This is a genomic window from Promicromonospora sp. NPDC110617, assembly GCF_055598465.1.
Window position 1 is genome coordinate 111,268 of record NZ_JBVKBM010000007.1, and the last position, 18,858, is coordinate 130,125.

At 73.9% G+C, this 18,858-nt stretch carries 19 protein-coding genes; 11 read left to right on the top strand and 8 right to left on the bottom strand.

Annotated features, from left to right (window positions below; genetic code table 11):
• Positions 1 to 2: 2 nt before the first annotated feature.
• Positions 3 to 857 carry an NAD(P)H-binding protein gene (locus tag ACZ7LE_RS27080; protein WP_470406309.1) on the bottom strand — a complete coding sequence of 285 codons (855 nt, stop codon included), beginning with the start codon at positions 855 to 857 and terminating at the stop codon, positions 3 to 5.
• A gap of 124 nt (positions 858 to 981) precedes the next feature.
• Positions 982 to 2,301 carry a hypothetical protein gene (locus ACZ7LE_RS27085; RefSeq protein WP_470406310.1) on the bottom strand — a complete coding sequence of 440 codons (1,320 nt, stop codon included), beginning with the start codon at positions 2,299 to 2,301 and terminating at the stop codon, positions 982 to 984.
• A 123-nt stretch (positions 2,302 to 2,424) separates the two neighbouring features.
• Between ACZ7LE_RS27085 and ACZ7LE_RS27090 the strand changes: the two genes are divergently transcribed.
• Complete coding sequence (locus tag ACZ7LE_RS27090) at positions 2,425 to 3,381, top strand: NAD(P)-dependent alcohol dehydrogenase (protein ID WP_470406311.1); 957 nt, start codon at positions 2,425 to 2,427, stop codon at positions 3,379 to 3,381.
• A gap of 26 nt (positions 3,382 to 3,407) precedes the next feature.
• On the opposite strand, the gene ACZ7LE_RS27095 is transcribed toward ACZ7LE_RS27090, so the two are convergent.
• A complete protein-coding gene (locus ACZ7LE_RS27095) occupies positions 3,408 to 3,884 on the bottom strand; it encodes a hypothetical protein (protein WP_470406312.1) in 477 nt (158 codons plus the stop codon).
• Entirely contained in the window at positions 3,881 to 4,762 is an 882-nt protein-coding gene (locus tag ACZ7LE_RS27100; RefSeq protein WP_470406313.1) for a PhzF family phenazine biosynthesis protein, read from the bottom strand. The genes ACZ7LE_RS27095 and ACZ7LE_RS27100 overlap by 4 nt, the downstream gene beginning before the upstream one ends.
• A gap of 233 nt (positions 4,763 to 4,995) precedes the next feature.
• On the opposite strand from ACZ7LE_RS27100, the gene ACZ7LE_RS27105 reads away from it, so the two are divergent.
• Entirely contained in the window at positions 4,996 to 6,645 is a 1,650-nt protein-coding gene (locus tag ACZ7LE_RS27105; RefSeq protein WP_470406314.1) for an alpha/beta hydrolase, read from the top strand.
• 66 nt (positions 6,646 to 6,711) lie between these two features.
• On the opposite strand, the gene ACZ7LE_RS27110 is transcribed toward ACZ7LE_RS27105, so the two are convergent.
• Positions 6,712 to 7,512, bottom strand: coding sequence for an SDR family NAD(P)-dependent oxidoreductase (locus ACZ7LE_RS27110; protein WP_470406315.1), 801 nt, complete (start codon positions 7,510 to 7,512; stop codon positions 6,712 to 6,714).
• A 72-nt stretch (positions 7,513 to 7,584) separates the two neighbouring features.
• On the opposite strand from ACZ7LE_RS27110, the gene ACZ7LE_RS27115 reads away from it, so the two are divergent.
• Positions 7,585 to 8,163, top strand: a complete 579-nt coding sequence (locus ACZ7LE_RS27115; protein ID WP_470406316.1) for a TetR/AcrR family transcriptional regulator — start codon at positions 7,585 to 7,587, stop codon at positions 8,161 to 8,163.
• Between the two features lie 128 nt (positions 8,164 to 8,291).
• Positions 8,292 to 8,774, top strand: coding sequence for a hypothetical protein (locus ACZ7LE_RS27120; protein ID WP_470406317.1), 483 nt, complete (start codon positions 8,292 to 8,294; stop codon positions 8,772 to 8,774).
• Positions 8,775 to 8,806: 32 nt separating this feature from the next.
• Here ACZ7LE_RS27120 and ACZ7LE_RS27125 read toward each other — a convergent pair whose 3' ends face one another.
• Entirely contained in the window at positions 8,807 to 9,787 is a 981-nt protein-coding gene (locus ACZ7LE_RS27125) for a hypothetical protein (RefSeq protein WP_470406318.1), read from the bottom strand.
• Between the two features lie 221 nt (positions 9,788 to 10,008).
• Between ACZ7LE_RS27125 and ACZ7LE_RS27130 the strand changes: the two genes are divergently transcribed.
• The 7 genes from ACZ7LE_RS27130 to ACZ7LE_RS27160 all read left to right on the top strand — a co-directional run bounded on the left by ACZ7LE_RS27130 (position 10,009) and on the right by ACZ7LE_RS27160 (position 17,852).
• On the top strand, positions 10,009 to 11,736 hold the full coding sequence (locus ACZ7LE_RS27130; RefSeq protein WP_470406319.1) for an endonuclease/exonuclease/phosphatase family protein: 1,728 nt from the start codon (positions 10,009 to 10,011) through the stop codon (positions 11,734 to 11,736).
• Between the two features lie 80 nt (positions 11,737 to 11,816).
• Entirely contained in the window at positions 11,817 to 13,031 is a 1,215-nt protein-coding gene (locus tag ACZ7LE_RS27135) for a 4-oxalomesaconate tautomerase (RefSeq protein WP_470406320.1), read from the top strand.
• Positions 13,028 to 14,074 carry an amidohydrolase family protein gene (locus ACZ7LE_RS27140; RefSeq protein WP_470406321.1) on the top strand — a complete coding sequence of 349 codons (1,047 nt, stop codon included), beginning with the start codon at positions 13,028 to 13,030 and terminating at the stop codon, positions 14,072 to 14,074. Before ACZ7LE_RS27135 ends, ACZ7LE_RS27140 begins: the two co-directional genes overlap by 4 nt.
• Positions 14,067 to 14,750, top strand: coding sequence for a 4-carboxy-4-hydroxy-2-oxoadipate aldolase/oxaloacetate decarboxylase (gene ligK / locus ACZ7LE_RS27145; RefSeq protein WP_470406322.1), 684 nt, complete (start codon positions 14,067 to 14,069; stop codon positions 14,748 to 14,750). Before ACZ7LE_RS27140 ends, ligK begins: the two co-directional genes overlap by 8 nt.
• Before the next feature lie 11 nt (positions 14,751 to 14,761).
• Positions 14,762 to 15,676, top strand: coding sequence for an amidohydrolase family protein (locus ACZ7LE_RS27150; RefSeq protein ID WP_470406323.1), 915 nt, complete (start codon positions 14,762 to 14,764; stop codon positions 15,674 to 15,676).
• 44 nt (positions 15,677 to 15,720) lie between these two features.
• Positions 15,721 to 17,088 carry an MFS transporter gene (locus ACZ7LE_RS27155; RefSeq protein WP_470406324.1) on the top strand — a complete coding sequence of 456 codons (1,368 nt, stop codon included), beginning with the start codon at positions 15,721 to 15,723 and terminating at the stop codon, positions 17,086 to 17,088.
• Positions 17,089 to 17,171: 83 nt separating this feature from the next.
• Positions 17,172 to 17,852: a GntR family transcriptional regulator gene (locus tag ACZ7LE_RS27160; RefSeq protein WP_470406325.1), complete on the top strand. Its 681-nt coding sequence runs from the start codon at positions 17,172 to 17,174 to the stop codon at positions 17,850 to 17,852.
• Here ACZ7LE_RS27160 and ACZ7LE_RS27165 read toward each other — a convergent pair.
• Positions 17,824 to 18,309, bottom strand: coding sequence for a hypothetical protein (locus ACZ7LE_RS27165; protein ID WP_470406326.1), 486 nt, complete (start codon positions 18,307 to 18,309; stop codon positions 17,824 to 17,826). The genes ACZ7LE_RS27160 and ACZ7LE_RS27165 overlap by 29 nt on opposite strands.
• A complete protein-coding gene (locus tag ACZ7LE_RS27170) occupies positions 18,306 to 18,809 on the bottom strand; it encodes a DM13 domain-containing protein (protein ID WP_470406327.1) in 504 nt (167 codons plus the stop codon). Before ACZ7LE_RS27170 ends, ACZ7LE_RS27165 begins: the two co-directional genes overlap by 4 nt.
• Positions 18,810 to 18,858 lie beyond the last annotated feature (49 nt).

Here is an 18,858-nt window from a genome sequence, read left to right on the forward strand (position 1 = left end):
CCTCAATCCGGTTCGGGGCCCGCCGAAAGTGCGCCGGCCGGACGGGGGCCGACCGCGTCGTCGACGGCCCGCCGCAGGCTCGTCGGCGGCCGGCCGAGCAGGTCGTGCAGGTCGTCGGTCTGACGTTCCAGGGCCCCGGAGCGGGCGAGCGCCATGAGGAAGCCCATCGGGCCGGGGACGGCGTCCGCCTCCTCGTGGACGACCGGGCTGCCGGTGGCGTCGCCCATCGCCGCGGCGAGCTGCGGGTACGTCCACAGGGGGCCGGTCAGGTCGTAGGCCCGGCCCGCGTGCCCCTCGCCGGTCAGGACGGCGGCGGCCGCCTCGGCGAGGTCGGCCCGCGTGGCGGTGTTGAGGTCGCGCCCGCCCGTCGCGCTCACGAGGCAGCCGGAGCTCGTGGCCGCGCCGATCCCGGCCGCGACGAAGGCGTCGGTGTAGAAGGGGTGGCGCAGGATCGTGTGCGCGGCGCCGCTGTCCCGGAGCGCGCGCTCGGTGGCGTGGTGGGCGGCGTTCATGCCGTCGCCGCCGCGGTCGGCACCCAGGAAGCTGGTGTAGGCGATCGCGCCGACCCCCGCCGCGACCGCTGCCTCGATCGCAGCCAGGTGCTGCGTCGTCCGCCGGCCGGTGTCCAGCTCGGGGGAGGAGATCAGCAGCAGCCGGTCGGCCCCGGCGAACGCGGCGCGCAGGCTCCCGGGGTCGTCGTAGTCGCCGCGCCGCACCGCGACGCCGCATGCGGCCAGGTCGGCCGCGCGAGTCGGGTCCCGGACGGCGGCCACGACCTGGTCCGCGGGTACGCGGGCCAGGAGCGCGGCGACGACGAGCCGGCCGAGGGCGCCGGAGGCTGCGGAGACGACGATCATGCGGGAAACCTCACGGTCGGGACGGGGCGGACGCGGCGGCGACCGGTGGCGTCAGGAAACACCCTGGCCGTCGTCGCGGGCCACGGATTTTCGCTGACGGCATGCCGGGCAGGACGACGGGGTCCTAGGCCCTGACCGGCCCCGGCGGACGCGTCGCCGCCGGCCAGGCGGCGAGCATCCGGTTGCGCAGCCGACGGCCGCGCCCGGCCGTGGCGACGTCGGCCACGACGGCCGCTGCGGCCGCGGCGACCGCGACCGCGAGGACCGCGGTCAGCGCGGTGCGGGGCGTGGGCCCCAGGTCCCAGAACGGCTGGAGGGTCGTGGTCAGTGCCACGGCGAGGCTGCCGACGGCGGCCACGGTCGTCGTCGAGCGCCGGCCCGGGGTGTCGAACGTCAGCACCAGACCCGTCAGCTCGGGTTGCGGCCGCTGCCCGTCCGGCAGCGGCGCGTCGAGGCGGGTCACGAGCGCGCGCCGGGCGAGCGCGTAGCGCAGGTCGGACGCGACCAGGCGCAGCGCGGTGAGGACCAGCGCCAGGGCCACGAGCACGGTGACGGCGACCGAGACCGGGGACCCGACCAGCGCGTCGGCGGCGGCGGCCTGCTCGGACCCGCCGGGGAGCAGGACGAACCGTCCGCCGATCGCGACGCCCCGGCCCGACAGCGCGCCCCAGGCGGCCACGGCCAGCCAGACGAGCTGCAGCACCACGACGGTCACGACACCCGTGACCGAGGCGAAGCGCTCCGCCCAGCGGTAGGCGGCGGGCAGCACGACGGGCTCGACACCCGGGTCGGGGCCGAACGCCACGGGGGCGTGCCGCGTCGCGAGGTGGACGTCGGCGAGCCGGTTGCGCCACCACCGCACCAGCAGCATGGCGGCCACGCTCCCGGCGGTGAGCCCGGCGGCGAGCAGGGCCGCGCCGCCCAGCCCGTCGACGTCCGGGTCGCCGATCCACTCCACGAGGCAGAAGACGCCGAGGAAGGCGCCGACCACGAGCGTCGGGACGGCCAGGAACAGCCAGCGGACGAACGGCCGTCCGTTCGCCGTCTCGCCCGAGGCCACCTGACCCTGGTACTCGGGGACGGGCAGCGCCCGTCCGTCGACCCCGGTCTCCGACCGGTCGCGGACGGCGCGCGCGTGCGCGAAGGTCCGCGCCGTCGACAGCGCGAGCACGACGACGACGGCGACCAGCAGCACCACCAGGTCGCGGGCGAAGCCGCGCGTGAGGGCCTCGTCGAGGGGAGCGGGCGCCGCCGCGGCGCCGGACTCCACCAGCAGACCGACGACGACGTGGGCGAGCGTGGCGAGCAGCAGGCCGGTCGCGGCGCCGAGCGCCAGGGCGTGCAGGGCGTCGACCAGCCGTCCCGCGAGGCCTGGTGACACCTCCGCGAAGTGTCCGGTCGAGGTCGGTTCGGCGGCCGGGAGGGGGCGCGGCTGGGGAGGCATGGCCAGAATGTAGCGGACCGGCGGGCCCGGAGAACCACCCGGGTGAACCCGCCCCGGATCCCCTGCGCCCGACGTCCCGCGCCGCTACCTTGGTGGCCCTCGACCACGTGACAGGAGGGCATCGTGCGGGCCGTCATCCAGGACCGGTACGGCAGCGCCGACGTGGTGGAGGTCGGCGACCTCCCCGACCCCGTCCCGGCGGACGACGAGGTACTGGTCCGGGTCCGGGCCGTCTCGCTGAACGGGTCGGACCGCGAGAACCTCGTCGGCCGGCCCGCGTACGCCCGGGTGGGCGGACTGCGCCGGCCGCGCAACCCGGTGCCCGGTTCGGACGTGGCCGGGACCGTCGTCGCGGTGGGCCGCTCCGTCACCGGGTACGCCCCGGGCGAGGACGTGTTCGGGGAGCTCGCGGGCTACCGGGGCGGGCTCGCGGAGTACGTCGCGACGTCACCCCGGCTGCTCGCCCGCAAGCCGGCCGCCCTGTCCTTCGCGGACGCCGCGGTGATCCCGCAGGCCGGGTGCATCGCGCTGCGGGCCACGCGGGGCCTGCACCCGGGCGACCGGCTCCTGGTCAACGGCGCGGGCGGCGCGGGCGGCGCGCTCGTGATCGGCCTCGCCAAGCATCTCGGCGCCCGGGTGACGGCCGTGGACCGCGGGGACAAGGCCGGCCACCTGCTCCGGCTCGGCGCCGACGACACCATCGCGTACGAGCGCTGCGACTGGGCCGACCAGCGCGACCGGTACGACCGCGTGGTGGACCTGGTCGCCTCCCGCTCGCCGTACCGGGTGCACGGGGCGCTGCGGACCGGCGGCTCCTATCTCATGGTCGGCGGCAGCACCCGCGTGCTGCTGGCGACGTTCGCCGCCGCCCCCGTGCTCCGCGGTACCACCGGCAAGCGGGTGGGCGTGCTGATGGTGCCCCAGTCGCGCGCCGACCTGGAGGAGGTCACCGCGCTGGTGGCCGACGGCGCCGTCGTGCCCGCGATCGACGCGGTCTGCCCGCTGGAGGAGGCGCCCGCCGCGTTCGCGCGGCTGGCGGCGGGGGACAACCTGGGCAAGCTCGTCGTCGAGGTGCCCTGACCGGCGTCGGCAGGCCGGCCGCCGGCCTACAGCAGGTCGGCGTCCGACAGGTCCTCGACCCCGGACGGGACCGTACCCTCGAACAGCACGCCGATCCCGTACGGGTCCGCCATGGCGAGGCCGGACTCGGCGAACCGCAGCAGCCAGGTCCCGTCGGCCCAGACCACGGCCGCCGGCTCGGCGAACGGCGGCGCGGCGGCGTCCAGCACCGCGAGCTCGGTGCCGCTCAGGCCGAAGGCCGGTTCCCGGAGCCGTCGCCGCAGGTAGTCGGCGCCGAGCTCGGCGAACTCGTCGAACCGGGCCAGGACGACCGCGGCCAGGCCTGACGCCCGCCGGTCCGGCGCGGCGGCCGGCTCCGTCACGACGCTCACGGGCGGAGGGTCACCGGCGGCGTCGGGCCCTGCGGTCGCCGTCCAGCAGGCGATCGTCCCGGGCGACTCGACGCGCGCGAACGCGGTCCCCGCGATCTCCAGCCGGTCGGGCAGGGCCGCCGCCCGGCTCACAGGTGCAGCTTTCCCTCGGCCACGACGATCCCGGAACCGCTGATCGTGACGAGCGGCCCGTCGACGCCAAGGGTGATCAGGCTGGGGCGACCGAGCTTGCGGCCCTGCTCGACGACGATCCGCGCGGGGTCGGCCGCGAGCCCGTCGCGCACCAGGACGGCGGCGAGCGGACCGGCGGCGGTGCCCGTCGCCGGGTCCTCGGCGATGCCCACGGTCGGGTTGAAGAACCGGGCGTAGGCGCTGACTCCGGCCGTGCCGTCGGCCACGGTGTACAGGTAGCAGCCCTCGGCGCCGGCGTCGGCCAGCAGGGCGCGCAGCCCGGCCGTGTCCGGCTGGGCTGCGTCGACCGCGGCCGCGTTCCGCAGGGGCACGAGCAGGTGCTCCGCGCCGGTGGAGACCACCTCGGCGACCCGGTCGGCGTCGAGGTCCTCGGTGCCCAGCCCCAGGACGGCGGCCAGCGCGGTGTGGTCCTCGACGCTGCCCAGGAACTGCGGGGCTGACTGCTCCATCGAGACCTCGACGCCCGACTGCGGCCGCCCGGACACCCGCACGTTCAGCAGGTCGTCGCCGATCTGCTGCACGAACGTGTCCCGGTCCGGGTCCAGCCGGCCGGACAGGGCGAGCCAGATCCAGGCGCCCATCGCGTTGTGCCCCGCGCCGAAGACCTCGACGCCGCCGGGCGTGAACGAGCGCAGGCGCTGGTCCGCGCCGGGGCGGTCGGGCCGCACCAGGAAGGTCGTCTCCGACTGGTTGAGCTCCCGCGCGATCGCGCCCATCGTGCGCTCCGGCAGGGCGTCCGCGTCGGGGACGAGGGCGAGCGGGTTGCCGGTCAGCGGCGTGGCCGCGAACACGTCGACCCAGAAGAACGGGACGTCCATGGAGGGCTCCTTGTCGGCGGCGACGATCAGTGGCCACATGCTAGGGCGCGCTCGGCCCCCGTGACACAAGTCACGGGTCGCGGGTGACAACTTCCCAGGAGCCGGTGACGTCCCGTCACTGTGGCGCGTACCGGGCCCGCGCCGAGACTGGTCGGACCGACCTCGGGGGCTGGTCGACCTGCACTGACGGCTGCTCCCGGAGGTGAAGCCGCTCCGCAGGAGGAAGGGTCACGATGCCAGACCACGCGAAGCCGTCCCGAACCGAGGACGAGCCCGCCACACCTGTACCGGACGAGTCCGGGTCCCGGCGCCCGAGGCGGCGCCGACCGTCGCGCGGGATCGCCGTACTGCTGACGGTGGGCCTGACCGCCTCGGTGAGCGCCGCCGCGGGCCTGCCCGCCATGGCCGAGGACCGGCCGGCCACGACGGCGCAGGCGCCCACCCCGGCGCCGGCGGAGTGGGGCGAGTGCCCCGCCGACGTCGCCGTGGCGGCCCTCCCTTACGTGCTGGAGTGCGCGACCGTCCAGGTGCCCCTGGACTACGCCGCGCCCGACGGCCGGCAGATCGACCTGATGATCTCCCGGATGGCCAGCACCAACCCGGAGAAGCGTCGCGGGATCCTGCTGCTGAACCCGGGCGGCCCGTCCGGGTCCGGGCTCACGCTGTCCACCGTGCTGGCGGCCAAGGGTCTGCCCAAGAGCGTGCGGGACGCCTACGACATCATCGCGATGGACACCCGCGGCATCGGGCACTCGACGGCCGCGCGCTGCGGGTTCACCGCGGAGACCCCCCACTTCGGCAACCTCCCGCCGTACGCGGTGGACGACGCCGCCGTGGACGCGCAGGCGAAGATCGTCCAGGACATCGCCGAGCAGTGTGCCGCGTCGCCCGACGCCGAGCTGCTGCAGCATCTGAACACGCCCAGCACGGCGCGCGACCTCGACCAGATCCGCGTCGCGCTGGGCGAGGAGAAGGCCAGCTACCTGGGCTACTCCTACGGCAGCGGGCTGGGTGCCACGTACGACGCGATGTTCCCCGAGCGGGCGGACCGCGTGGTGCTGGACAGCAACATCGGGGACACGCACCTGAACCAGGACGTCATCCGGTTGTTCGGTCCCGGCATGGAGGAGACGTTCCCCGACTTCGCGAGGTGGGCCGCGAAGCGGCACGGCACCTACGGGTTCGGCCGCACACCGGCCCAGGTGCGGGCCACCTTCTTCGAGCTGGCGGAGCGGCTCCACGAGGAGCCGCTGGCCGGGGTGGACGGCACGATCTTCCGGATGGGCACCTTCGGGTTCCTCTACAGCCCGGCGGGGTACCCCAAGATCGCCGAGCTCTGGGAGTCGGTCCTGACCGGCGACGAGGCTGCGGTCGCGGAACGGCTGGCAGCGGGTGTGCCGGCCGGTGCGCTGCCGGGCGTTCCGGCCGTCGCGGCCGACGTCGAGGAGCCCTGGGAGTTCGACAACGCCCTGACGGTGTTCCTCTCGGTGAGCTGCAACGACTCCGAGTGGGCCGAGGACGTGCGGCACTACCAGGACACCACGGCCGCGGACCGCGCGGAGTTCCCGATGTTCGGTGCCGCGGGGGCCAACATCACGCCGTGCGCCTACTGGCCGTACGAGCCTGCCGAGCAGGCGGAGATCTCGCAGGAGGGCAGGCGGAACATCCTGATCGTGCAGAACGAGCGGGACCCGGCCACGCCGCTTCGTGGTGGTGAGCTCATGCGGGAGCAGTTCGGCGACCGGTCGCGCCTGGTGACCGTCGACAACAGCGGGCACGGCGCCTACGTGCTGCACGACAACGCCTGTGCCCTGGAGACCACCACGAACTTCCTCGTGGACGGCACCTTCCCGAGGCGGGACGTGTCGTGCCGGGCCGGCTGATGTCGCTCTGAGCACGCGGGGCCCGCGGCCGCCGGCCACGGGCCCCGCGTGGTCACACCGCGCGTCTCACTGCACGCCGCGGACCGTGCCGCCGTCGACGCGCAGGGACGCGCCGCTGATGTAGTCGGCCAGCGGGCCGCACAGGTAGGCGACGGCGCCGGCGATCTCGTCGGGGCGGCCGAACCGGTCGGTGTCGTTCGGCACGAGCTCGCGCACCGAGGCGGCCTCGATCTCGGGCCAGGTCTCGCCCCACCCGCGCTCGGCGGCGATGCCGGTCAGCAGCTCCCGGACTGCCGGCACGAGGATTGCCCCGGGCGCCACCACGTTCGAGGTGACGCCGGTGCCCCGGAGCTCGCGGGCGAGCGAGACGGCGAGGTTGTGCCGGGCCGCGAGGGTGGCGTTGTACTGCGGGTGGCTGTTCATCGGCTGGCCGCCCAGCCCGCCGCCGATGGTGATGACGCGGCCCCAGCCCCGCTCCCGCATCGCGGGGACGAGGCGCTGGATCATCCGGACGCCGGAGATCACGTTCTGGTCGTAGGTGACCGCCCAGTCCTCCGGCGAGGCGTCCGCCCAGCTCAGGTGCTCGTAGGCGCCCGCGTTGTTGACCAGCACGTCGACCGGCCCGCCCGCGAGGGCGGCCTCGGCGACCGCGTCGGCTCCCTCGTCGGTGGTCAGGTCCCCGACGGCCACGGACGCGCGGCCTCCGCCGCGGATGATGTCGTCCGCGATCGCCCGGGCCCGCCCGGCGTCGCGACCGTGCACGACGACGGCCGCACCCTCCGCCGCGAGCATCCGGGCGGTCGCCTCGCCCAGGCCCGACGTCGAGCCGGTGACCAGTGCGCGTCGTTCTGCGAGGTGCAGATCCATGAGTTCGTTCCTTTCCCCGTATGTCTACGCTCGTAGACTTACGCTTCGAGTATACACACGTAGACTTGGCGCATGGACACGAGCCCCGCACGCTCCCGCAATGCCGCCGCCACCCGCCAGGCGATCCTGTCGTCCGCCCTCGTCGCGTTCACCCGCCGCGGGTACGACGGCGTGGGCGTCCGGGAGATCGCCGCCGACGCCGGGGTCACGGCGATGCTGGTGAACCGGTACTTCGGGTCCAAGGAGGGGCTGTTCACGGAGGTCGTCGAGGCCGCCTTCGAGCCGGCGACGATGGTCCCGGCCGACGCCGGGCGACCCGCCGACCTGGCCCGGGCCACGGCCGAGGCACTGGTCGAGCGAACCGGCCCCGGGGCCGAGCACCTCGGCCCGTTCGAGCTGATGCTCCGCTCGGCCGCCAACCCGCGGGCCGCCGAGATCGTCCGTGCCGGCATCGAACGCCACGTCGGCGCCCGCTTCGCGGGTGCGCTCCAGGGGCCGGACGCCGACGAGCGGGCCGAGCTCGGCCTCGCGCTCCTGGCCGGCGTCTGGCTGATGCGCACGGTCCTCACCACGCCCGCGCTGCGGGACGCGCCGCCGGCCCTGCTCGCCGAGCAGGTCACCGCGATGCTCTCGGTCGTCGTCGAGCCCTGAGCCCGCCCGGCCCGGGACCAACGCCGCCGGGTGGCGGGACCTTCGGCTCGTGCCCACCGGCGGCGGCCCGGCGGAGACTGGGTGCAGGACGGGCTCGGCACAGCGTGGGCCCGACGGAGGTGAGGGCCGTGCAGGACGAGACGCTCGTGATCATCCTCTGGCTGGTCTGCGGGGCCGCGACCGTCGTCGCCGGCCTGCTGGCGTACCGGAGCGCGGTGGCCCGGTACGTGGGGCGCGGCGCCGTCGGCGTCCTGTTCCTCCTGGGCGGCGCGGTCGTGCACCTGGTCAACCTCGTCACCGGCGTCGACTACGCCGACTTCGCGGACCCGGCCTTCTTCGGCTGGGTGACCGACACGTGGCACCAGGTCGTGGCGCCCGACCAGGTCCTGTTCATCGGCCTGCTGGCGGCGTTCGAGGCGGTGGTCGGGGTGCTGGCGATGTGCGGCGGCCGGTTGACCCGGTTCGCGTACGGGTGCGTGATCGTCTTCTACCTCGCCCTGTGGCTCTTCGGGTGGATGGAGCTGGCGTGGGTGCTGCTCATGCTCCCGCCGATGTTCCTGCTGCTGCGGGCGGAACGGTGGGCGGCCGCCGAACCCGCCCGGGCCGGCTGAGCGCCGGGGCTCGGCCGGTCCGGGTGCCGGTCCTAGGCGCGCGCCACCGCGATGTTGGTGTTCCCGCGCTGGCCGGCCTCGTAGAACATGTACAGCCGGCCGCCCTCCTCGGCGAAGCTGGGGGCGGCGGCCCGCGTGGCCACCGGCTCGGTGTAGAGCACCCCGAGGTGGTTCTCCCGGTCGAAGCTCGTGCCGACGTCGGCCACGTGCATGCTGCCGGAACCACCGTGGTAGACCACGTGCCCGCCCCCGTTGCGCGACCAGTAGTGCGCGCCGGAGAGCTGACCGCCCTCGCCCGCAGCCGGGGAGATCAGCGGTTCGGGCTTGAACTGCCAGCCCGAGGCGAGCCGGTTGGACCAGCCGACGAAGATCTTGCGGGTCCCGGCCTGCATGCCCATGAAGAGCATGATCTGCGTGTCGGACTTCGTGGGGTGCGGGAACACCCGCGCGTAGGACGTCTCGGTGACGTTCGACGGCATCATCGCGGTGGTCAGCACCGTGCTCTCGTAGGTGAAGCTGCGCCCGTCGGCCGAGGAGGCGACGCGGGTGGTCGTGTTCTCCCCGTGGAAGTACAGGTAGAGGCGGCCGTCGGCGGCGTTCCAGACGGCGTGCGGGCTGGAGACGTGGCTCACCGAGTAGTGCGGTGACCAGGTGCGGGAGATGACCGGGTTGCCCGAGTACTCCGGCCACGGGCCGTCGAGGGAGTCGGCGTAGGCCAGGCAGATCCCGCCGGGCGCGTCGTGCGGCGCGTAGTACATGTACCAGCTGCCCAGGGGGTTCTGGACCCGGCCGGCGACGTTGCGGATCGACGGGAAGATGAGCTCGCCGGTCGGGTTGTAGGCCAGCGCCGACTTGTCCAGCGCGGCGCCGACCCGGTTGAAGGTGGGGAAGCCCGGTATCGCCGCGGCCGCGCGGGGCGGCGCCGTGACGCCGAGGGCGGCCGCCGAGCCGAGCACCGCCGAACCCACGAGCAGGCTGCGCCGGTCGAGCACGAGCTTTCGGTCCGATGCCATGGTGACTCCGCTCAGGCCCGGCGGTCGCCGCGCTCCGGTGCGCGGCGGCGCGGATGCCGCCCGGGCCGTTCGGGGTCGAATCTCGTGCGTGCGCCGTGCGGGGGTCAAGGTGATCATGCGACCTATCAACCCGGGCGGCGTTCACCTCGCGGCCACGGCCCGGCCACGCATGCCTCGTAGCGTCGCGGCCGCACCGATTTCCGACCCGGGGAGAAGAACCGATGTCATCCGCACCCGTACCCCTTCGACGGTTGCTCGCTGCCGTCGCCGCCGGCGCGACGGCAGCCGCGACGCTCGCCGCGCTGGCCGCCGCACCCGTGGCCGCCGCGGCCGAGCCGGGGCTCACCCTCGACCGGGCCGCCATCGCGGTCGACGAGTCCGTCTCGATCACGTTCGACGCCGGCGACGCCGTGCACGACCGCAACTGGATCGGCATCTACCGCGACGGCGCGACGCCGGGCGGCCCGGCGTCGCTGGACTGGCGGTACGTGCCCGACGCGACCGGCACGGTCGCCTGGGGCCCCGCGGACCGCGCCGGCTGGACGCACAACGCGGCCTCGATCGGTGCGGGGGAGTACGACGTCTACCTGCTGGAGGACGACGGCTACGACGTGCTCGCCGGACCGGTCGACCTCACCGTCACGGGCGGCGAGACCGTGCCGCCCGCGGAGCCCAAGCCCGAGGTGGACGGCGTGAGCGAGCTGAACGTGCTCACGTTCAACGTGTGGCACGGCGGCACCCAGGTCGACGACGGCGCGCGCGAGATCGCCGACATCCTGCAGGAGACCGACGCCGACGTGACGTTCCTGCCGGAGCAGGGCGACGCCCCGCGCCAGGTCGCCGCGCTGCTCGGCTACGACCACGTGATCGCGACCGACACCGGCATCGTCTCGCGGTACCCGATCCTGGAGACCAGCACCGTGGACCGCTGGTGGACCAAGGCCGTGCTCGACGTGAACGGCACCGAGGTCGTGGCCTACGGCGGCCACCTGGAGTACCGCTGGTACGCGACGTACCTGCCGCGCGGCTACGGCGGCGCCGTCCAGGGCGACTGGCCCGACGGCTGGGACACGTGGGACAAGCTGCCCGGCGGCCCGGTCACCGACGTGGACGCGATCCTGGAGGCCAACCGGCAGTCCGGCCGCCCGGCCACGGCCGCCGCGCTGGTCGAGGACGTTCAGGCCGAGCGCGCGGCGGGCCGCATCGCCGTCGTCGGTGGCGACTTCAACGAGCCGTCGGTGCAGGACTGGACCGCGGCGACCGCCGACCTGCAGGACCACAACGGCCTCGTGATCCCGTGGCAGTCGACGCAGACGCTGCTCGACGGCGGGCTCGTCGACGCGTTCCGCGAGGTCCACCCCGACCCGGTCGCGAACCCGGGTGTCACGTGGCCGTCCGACAACCCGCTGTTCCCGACGACGGACCTCACCTGGGCGCCCGAGGCCGACGAGCGCGACCGCATCGACTACGTGTTCGTGACGCCCGACGAGCGGGTCTCGATCGACGCCGCCGCCGTGGTCGGGCCGCAGTCGACGATCGTCCGCAACGAGCGGGTCGACGACGACAGCGCCGACGAGATCCTCACCCCGGACGCCGTCTGGCCGTCCGACCACAAGGCCGTGCTGGCCTCGTTCAGCGTGTGCGACGACGGCTGCGCGCCGGCCGCGCCCGCCTGGGACGCGTCCGCGGTCTACACCGCGGACGACGAGATCGCGTACGACGGCTCGACGTGGCGGGCGGCCTGGTGGACGCGGGGCCAGGAGCCGGGCGCCCCCTACGGGCCGTGGCAGCAGATCGTCGAGCGGGACGGCGTGGCGGGGTGGACGCCGTCGCGCATCTTCGAGGCCGGGTCCGTGGCCGTGCACGACGGCCAGACGTACGAGGCGCAGTGGTGGACCCGCAACGAGAAGCCCGGGACGCCATGGGGGCCGTGGCGGGCGCAGGGGTAGCCGCTCTTCGGTGACAAAATTGTCAACAAGATTGTTGATGGACTACGGTGCCGGGACACGCCTCATGGAGGAGGAGCGCAGTGACCGCCACCGATGGCCCGTCCCACCGCCGTGCCCGCACGACGGGATCGCAGACCGCCGTGCCCGCCCTCGTCATGCGGGGCGGCACCTCGCGCGGCCTGTTCTTCGACGCCCGGACGCTGCCCGCCGACACCGCCGCGCGTGACGCGGTGCTGCTGGCGGCCATGGGCTCGCCCGACGCCCGCCAGATCGACGGCCTGGGCGGCGCGCACCCCCTGACCAGCAAGGTGGGGATCGTGTCGCCCGGGTCCGGCGACGTGGACGTCGAGTGGACGTTCGCGCAGCTCCAGCCGGCGTCGGACACCGTGGACACCACGCCGAACTGCGGCAACATGCTCGCCGCGGTGCTGCCGTTCGCGATCGAGACGGGCCTGCTGACGCCGGACGGCGAGACGACCACCGCCCGGGTGCTGACCCGCAACACCGGCGCGGTCGCCGAGATCACCGTGCCCACGCCGGCCGGGCCCGACGGCGTCCGGTACGTCGAGTACGCGGGCGACGCCCGGATCGACGGCGTGCCGGGTACGGCCGCCCCCGTGCGCATCGCGTTCCTCGACACGGCCGGCTCCGTGACCGGCAGCCTGCTGCCCACCGGCAACGTGCGCGACACCGTCGTCGTGCCGGGCCTCGGCGACGTCGAGGTGACCCTCATCGACAACGGCCAGCCGCTCGTGATCGTGCGCGCGGAGCGGCTCGGCGCGCGTGGCGACGAGACCCCCGTCGAGATCGACGGCGACGCCGACCTCAAGGACCGCGTCGAGCGCCTGCGCCTGGTCTGCGGTCAGGCCATGGGGCTCGGCGACGTGACCGCGAGGAACTACCCCAAGATGACCCTCGTGTCGGCGCCCCGGGCGGGCGGAGGCATCACCACCCGCTCGCTCATCCCGCACGTGGCCCACCAGTCGATCGGGGTGCTCGCGGCCGTCACGGTCGCGACGGCGTGCGTGCTGCCCGGGAGCGTGGCGCACGAGGTCGCGGGCGGCGACGGCCCCGGCGGCGACGGCGCCCGCGAGGTCACCGTCTCCGTGGAGCACCCGTCGGGCGAGTTCTCCGTGACGCTCGGGCTGGAGGCCGGCGACCCGCCCGCCGTCGTCCGCTCCGCGCTGCTGCGCACCGCCCGCCTGCTCATGACGGGCGAGGTGCTGGTGCCGCGCGCCGTCTGGGACCCGACCGAACACCAGCCCGAGGACCAGAACGAGGAGGCCACCGCGTGATCATCGACGTGCACGGCCACTACACGACCGCCCCCGAACCGCTCGGTGCCTGGCGCGACGCGCAGGTCGCCGCCCTGGCCGACCCGGGCCTGGCCCCCGACCCGGCCGGCCCGCGCATCAGCGACGACCAGATCCGCGAGACCCTGGAGGCGCACCAGCTGCGGCAGATGGACGAGCGCGGCATCGACGTCACCGTCTTCTCGCCCCGCGCGTCGTACATGGCCCACCACGTGGGCGACCTCGCCACCTCCACCGCCTGGGCGCGGATCTGCAACGACCTGTGCGCCCGCGTGGCCGGCCTCTACCCGGACCGGTTCGCGGCGGGCGCCATGCTGCCGCAGTCGCCCGGCGCCGACCCGACGACATCGGTCCCCGAGCTCGAGCGCGCCGTGACCGAGCTGGGCGCCGTCACCGTGAACCTCAACCCGGACCCGGCCGGCGGGCACTGGACCGCGCCGCCTCTGACCGACCGCTCCTGGTACCCCGTGTACGAGAAGCTGGTCGAGCTGGACGTGCCCGCGATGGTGCACGTCTCCACGAGCTGCAACCCCGCCTTCCACACCACCGGCGCGCACTACCTGAACGCCGACACCACCGTGTTCATGCAGCTCCTGCAGGGCGACCTGTTCGCCGATTTCCCGGACCTGCGGCTCGTGGTCCCGCACGGCGGGGGAGCGGTGCCCTACCACTGGGGCCGGTTCCGGGGCCTCGCCCAGGCCCTCGGCAAGCCGGAGCCGGAGGAGATGCTCGGCACCAACGTCTTCTTCGACACCTGCGTCTACCACCAGCCCGGCGCCGACCTGCTGCTCGACGTCATCCCGCGCGACGGCGTGCTGTTCGCCTCGGAGATGATCGGCGCCGTGCGCGGCATCGACCCGCGCACCGGCCACCACTTCGACGACACCCGGCGCTACGTCGAGTCCCACGCCGCCACCCGCGGGCTCGACGCCGCCGCCGTGCACGCCCTGTTCGAGGGCAACGCCCGCCGCGTCTACCCGCGGCTCGACCAGCGCCTGACCGAGAGGGGGCTGACCCGTGTCTGAGCTCGGAGTCGTCCACACCCAGATCCACCGCGCCGACCCGGCCGCCGTCGAGGCGCTGTCCCGCTTCGGCGTGGCCACCGTGCACGAGGCCCTCGGCCGCCTCGGCCTCATGCGCCCCTACCTGCGCCCTGTCTACGAGGGCGCCGCGCTGTGCGGCACCGCCGTCACCGTGCTGCTCCAGCCCGGCGACAACTGGATGCTGCACGTCGCCGCCGAGCAGGTGCGCCCCGGCGACGTGGTCGTCGCCGCCTGCACCACCGAGAGCGAGGACGGCTTCTTCGGCGACCTGCTCGCCACCTCGATGAAGGCGCGCGGCGCTCGCGGCCTGGTGATCGACGGCGGCTGCCGCGACGTCGACACGCTGCGCGCCATGGACTTCCCCGTGTTCTCCCGCGCGGTCAACGCCAAGGGCACCGTCAAGGCGACGCTCGGCTCGGTCAACGTGCCGGTCGTGTGCGCCAACGCGCTGGTCACCCCCGGTGACGTGGTGGTGGCGGACGCCGACGGCGTCGTCGTCGTGCCCGCCGCCCGGGCCGCGGAGGTGGCCGAGGCCGCCCGCCGGCGCGAGGTGAACGAGGCCGCCAAGCGGGAGCGGTTCGCCGCCGGCGAGCTCGGCCTGGACCTGTACGACATGCGCCCCCGGCTGGCCGAGCTCGGCCTGACCTACACGGACTGAGGACTCACGACATGACCGACAAGGACGTCACCCCCGGCTGGCTGCACTGGTACCAGGGACCGACCAAGCCCACCTTCACGCTGCCCGACGGCGCCGTGGACGCGCACTGCCACGTGTTCGGCCCGGCGGAGCGGTTCCCGTTCGCACCCGAGCGCAAGTACACGCCCGTCGACGCCTCGGCACAGCAGCTCTTCGACCTGCGTGACCACCTGGGTGTGAGCCGCAACGTCATCGTGCAGGCCACGTGCCACGGCGCGGACAACAGCGCCCTGGTCGACGCCCTGGAACGGTCCGAGGGCCGCGCCCGCGGCGTGGCGACCGTCCGCGCCGACGTCACCGACGGCGAGCTGCGTCGCCTGCACGACGCCGGGGTGCGCGGGGTGCGGTTCAACTTCGTCAGGCGGCTGGTCGACGCCGTCCCGACCGCGGCGCTGGCGGCTATCGCCGCGAAGATCGCGCCGCTGGGCTGGCACGTCGTCGTCTACTTCGAGGCCGCCGACCTGCCCGGCCTGAAGGACTTCTTCGCGACCCTCCCGGTGCCGCTCGTGGTGGACCACATGGGCCGCCCCGACGTCACGACGGACCCGGACGGGCCGGAGTTCGCGGAGTTCCTCGACTTCGTGGCCGCGAACGACGTGTGGGTCAAGGTCTCCTGCCCGGAGCGACTGACCGTCACCGGCCCGGCCGCCCTGGACGGCGAACGTCACGCGTACACCGACGTCGTGCCGTTCGCGCGCAAGGTCGTCGAGCGGTTCCCCGACCGCGTCCTGTGGGGCACCGACTGGCCCCACCCCAACCTCAAGCACCACATGCCCGACGACGGGCTGCTGGTGGACCACATCCCGCACATCGCACCCACCCCCGAGCTGCAGCAGGCCCTGCTCGTGGACAACCCCCGCCGCCTGTACTGGCCGACGGAGGCCTGATCACCCCGGGCGACGACGCCCGCGGAAACAGAGGAGTTCCCGCAGTGACGACCCAGACCAACGCGGCCAACCGGATCGACCGGCTGCCGATCTCGAGATTCCACAAGACCACGATGGCCGCCCTGGCCTTCACCTACTTCTTCGAGTTCGCGGACATCAACACGTTCGCGATCACGGCGCCCGTCATCCGCGAGCAGTGGGGGGCGAGCGTCAACCACGTGGCGTACGTGACGTCCCTGTCGTTCGTCGGCATGTTCATCGGGTCGATCGTGGCCGGCGGGCTCGCCGACCGCCTCGGCCGCAAGCGCACGCTGGTGGCGACCACCGTGTGGTTCAGCGTGTGGTCGTTCGCCACGATCTTCGCCTGGGACATCTTCTCGATGGGGCTGTTCCGCGTCATGACCAGCGCGGGCCTGTCCGCGATGACGGTCGTGGCCGTGGTGTACATCAACGAGCTGTTCCCCCGCGCCAAGCGCGGCAAGTACCAGGCGTACGTGATCATGATCGGCATCTGCGGCACGCCCGCCACCAACCTGATCGCCTCGTTCGTGGTGCCGATCAACGACTGGTCGTGGCGGCTGGTCTACCTGTGGGGCTCGCTCGGCGTCCTCTTCCTGTTCTTCGTGCGCCGGCTCGCCGAGTCCCCGCAGTGGCTGGAGTCCCGCGGCCGGCACGACGAGGCGGACGCGGTGCTGCGCGACCTGGAGGCGCAGGCGACCGCCCAGCACGGCACGCTGCCCGACGTCGCGGCGCCCGTCGAGACCGGTCCCGCCACCCGGGCCGGGCTGGCCATGCTCAAGGACAAGAAGTTCCTCTACCCGACCATCCTGCTGTCGGTGCTGTGGATCACCCAGACCATCGGCTTCTTCGGGTTCTCGTCCTGGGCGCCCACGCTCCTGGCCGCCGAGGGGATCAGCGTCGAGGACTCCATCTTCTTCGTCGCCCTGACGACCGTGGGCGCGCCGCTGGGCTCGTTCCTCGCCGCGCAGGTCACCGACCGGTTCGAGCGCAAGTGGTGCCTGGTTGTGTTCGCCCTGGTCATCGCCGGGTCGGGCCTGCTGTACGGGCTCACGTTCACGCCCGTGCTGATCGTCGTGTTCGGGTTCCTGGTCAACCTGTTCGAGCGCGGCTACACGGCGCTGGCCTACGCGTACTCGCCGGAGCTGTACGACACCAAGGGCCGCTCGCTCGGCACCTCGGTCTCGTACGGGCTCGGCCGCCTGTCCAACGCCGTCGGGCCGCTGATCATCGCCGGCCTGTACAGCGGGCACGGGTACCAGACCGTCTTCTACTTCATCGCGGGCACCTGGGTGGTGGGGGCGCTGGCCCTGGCGATCTTCGGTCCCGCGACGCGCAAGGCCCGCCTGGCGGCCCAGGCCGCGGCGGAGGTGGGCGTGGCCGGTACGCGCTGACGCGACGCCGCAGGTCCCGACGGTCCGCGGCACCCATCGGGTGCCGCGGACCACGGCGTTCGGCGGGTACGCTGCTCATATTGTTGACAATCGCTTCGCGCCCGGGGGCGGCGGACGACGACGCTGAGAGGGACGTGATGGTGGACGACGCCCAGGTGCGGGACGAGCTGCGAGCGGCGATCCTGCGGGGTGACTTCTCGCCCCGTCAACGGCTCGTCGAGGCCGACCTGTGCGAGCAGTTCGGCGCGCGGCGTTTCGCGGTGCGCGCCGCGCTCCAGGACCTCGTGGCCGAGGGGCTGGTCGAACGCCAGCCGAACCGGGGCGCGCGGATCCGCGAGATCAGCCTGGACGAGGCCATCGAGATCAGCGAGATCCGCCGTGTCGTCGAAGGGCTGGTCGCCGCCCGGGCCGCCGAGCGGCTCACCGCCGCGGACGAGACCCGGCTCACGGAGATCGGACGCCGGATGCGCGAGGCCGTCGACGGGGGCGAGGCGGCCGTGTACAGCGACCTCAATGCGGAGCTGCACGCCACGCTGCGCGAGATCGCCCGGCACGAGACCGCCAACCGGATCGTGGCGCAGCTCCACGGTCAGATGGTGCGCCACCAGTTCGCGCTCTCGCGCGTGCCCGGCCGGTCGGCGGTCTCGCTGGCTCAGCACGAGGCGGTCATCAAGTCCGTCGTCGCGCGCGAGCCCGAGGCGGCCGAGGCCGCGATGCGCGAGCACATCACCTCCGTCATCGAGGCGCTGCGCTCGCTCGGCTGAAGCGTCGGACCAGGGCCGTCACCGAGAACCGCGTCGCGACCAGGGGGCAGGCGAGCAGCAGGGCGCCCAGGGCGACCATGACCGGGTACGACGCCGTGAGCTGGTCCGCCGACCAGTAGGTCATCAGGGTCAGCACGCCCGCCAGCGCCGCGGGCAGGGTCAGCACCCCGACGATCAGGGCGACGCCGAGGCCGGTCTCCAGCAGCGGCATCAGCACCCCGAACAGACCGGGCGCCGCGCCCAGCACGTGCTCGGCGAAGACCTGGAAGAAGCCCGGCACCCTGCTGTTCGCGGCGGCGCCGTCCACGACGAGCTGGATGTCCGCGGCCCCGAAGCCCGCCCGGTACTTGATCAGGCCCTCGTTCAGCCACAGGACGCCGAGGGCGACCCGCGCCGCCGTCAGGACGACGGCGGCGAGGGTGCTGGCGGCGGGGAGCCGGGTGTCGGGGAGGCTCATGCCAGGGGCGCGGCGCCGAAGACCGCCTTGGCCTTGTCGCAGTGGATGACGACGGTGTCGTAGTCCGCCACCTCGACGCCGTCCAGCGAGAAGGTCTGGGACGCCTCGTCGAACGCGACGACGTCGATCTCGGTGCCCGCGGCGACCGCGGCCTCGTCCGTGCCGTTGGTGAGGTAGACGTGCAGGTCGGGGCCCTCGTCGGAGGAGTAGCCCGACAGGACCAGCTCGGTGTCGCTCACCTCGACCGTGCCGGCGACGGCCTTGTCGTTGAGGCCCTCGAACGTCCCGGTGCGGGCCACCATGTCCATGTCGTCGGCCATGTCGTCCGGCTCCTCGGACATGTCGTCCGTCATGTCGTCGGTCATGTCCTCGGACTGCTCCTGCGACGAGGCGGTCTGGTCCGACATCGCGTCGTCCGACCCGGCGTCGGAGGTGCCGCAGGCCGTGAGCATCAGGGTGGCGGTCAGGATCGCCGCGCCGGCGAGTGCTGTCGTGCGCATGAGAAGTGCCTCTCTGTCGGGTTCGTCGGAGCCGTCGGCGGCGGGTGTC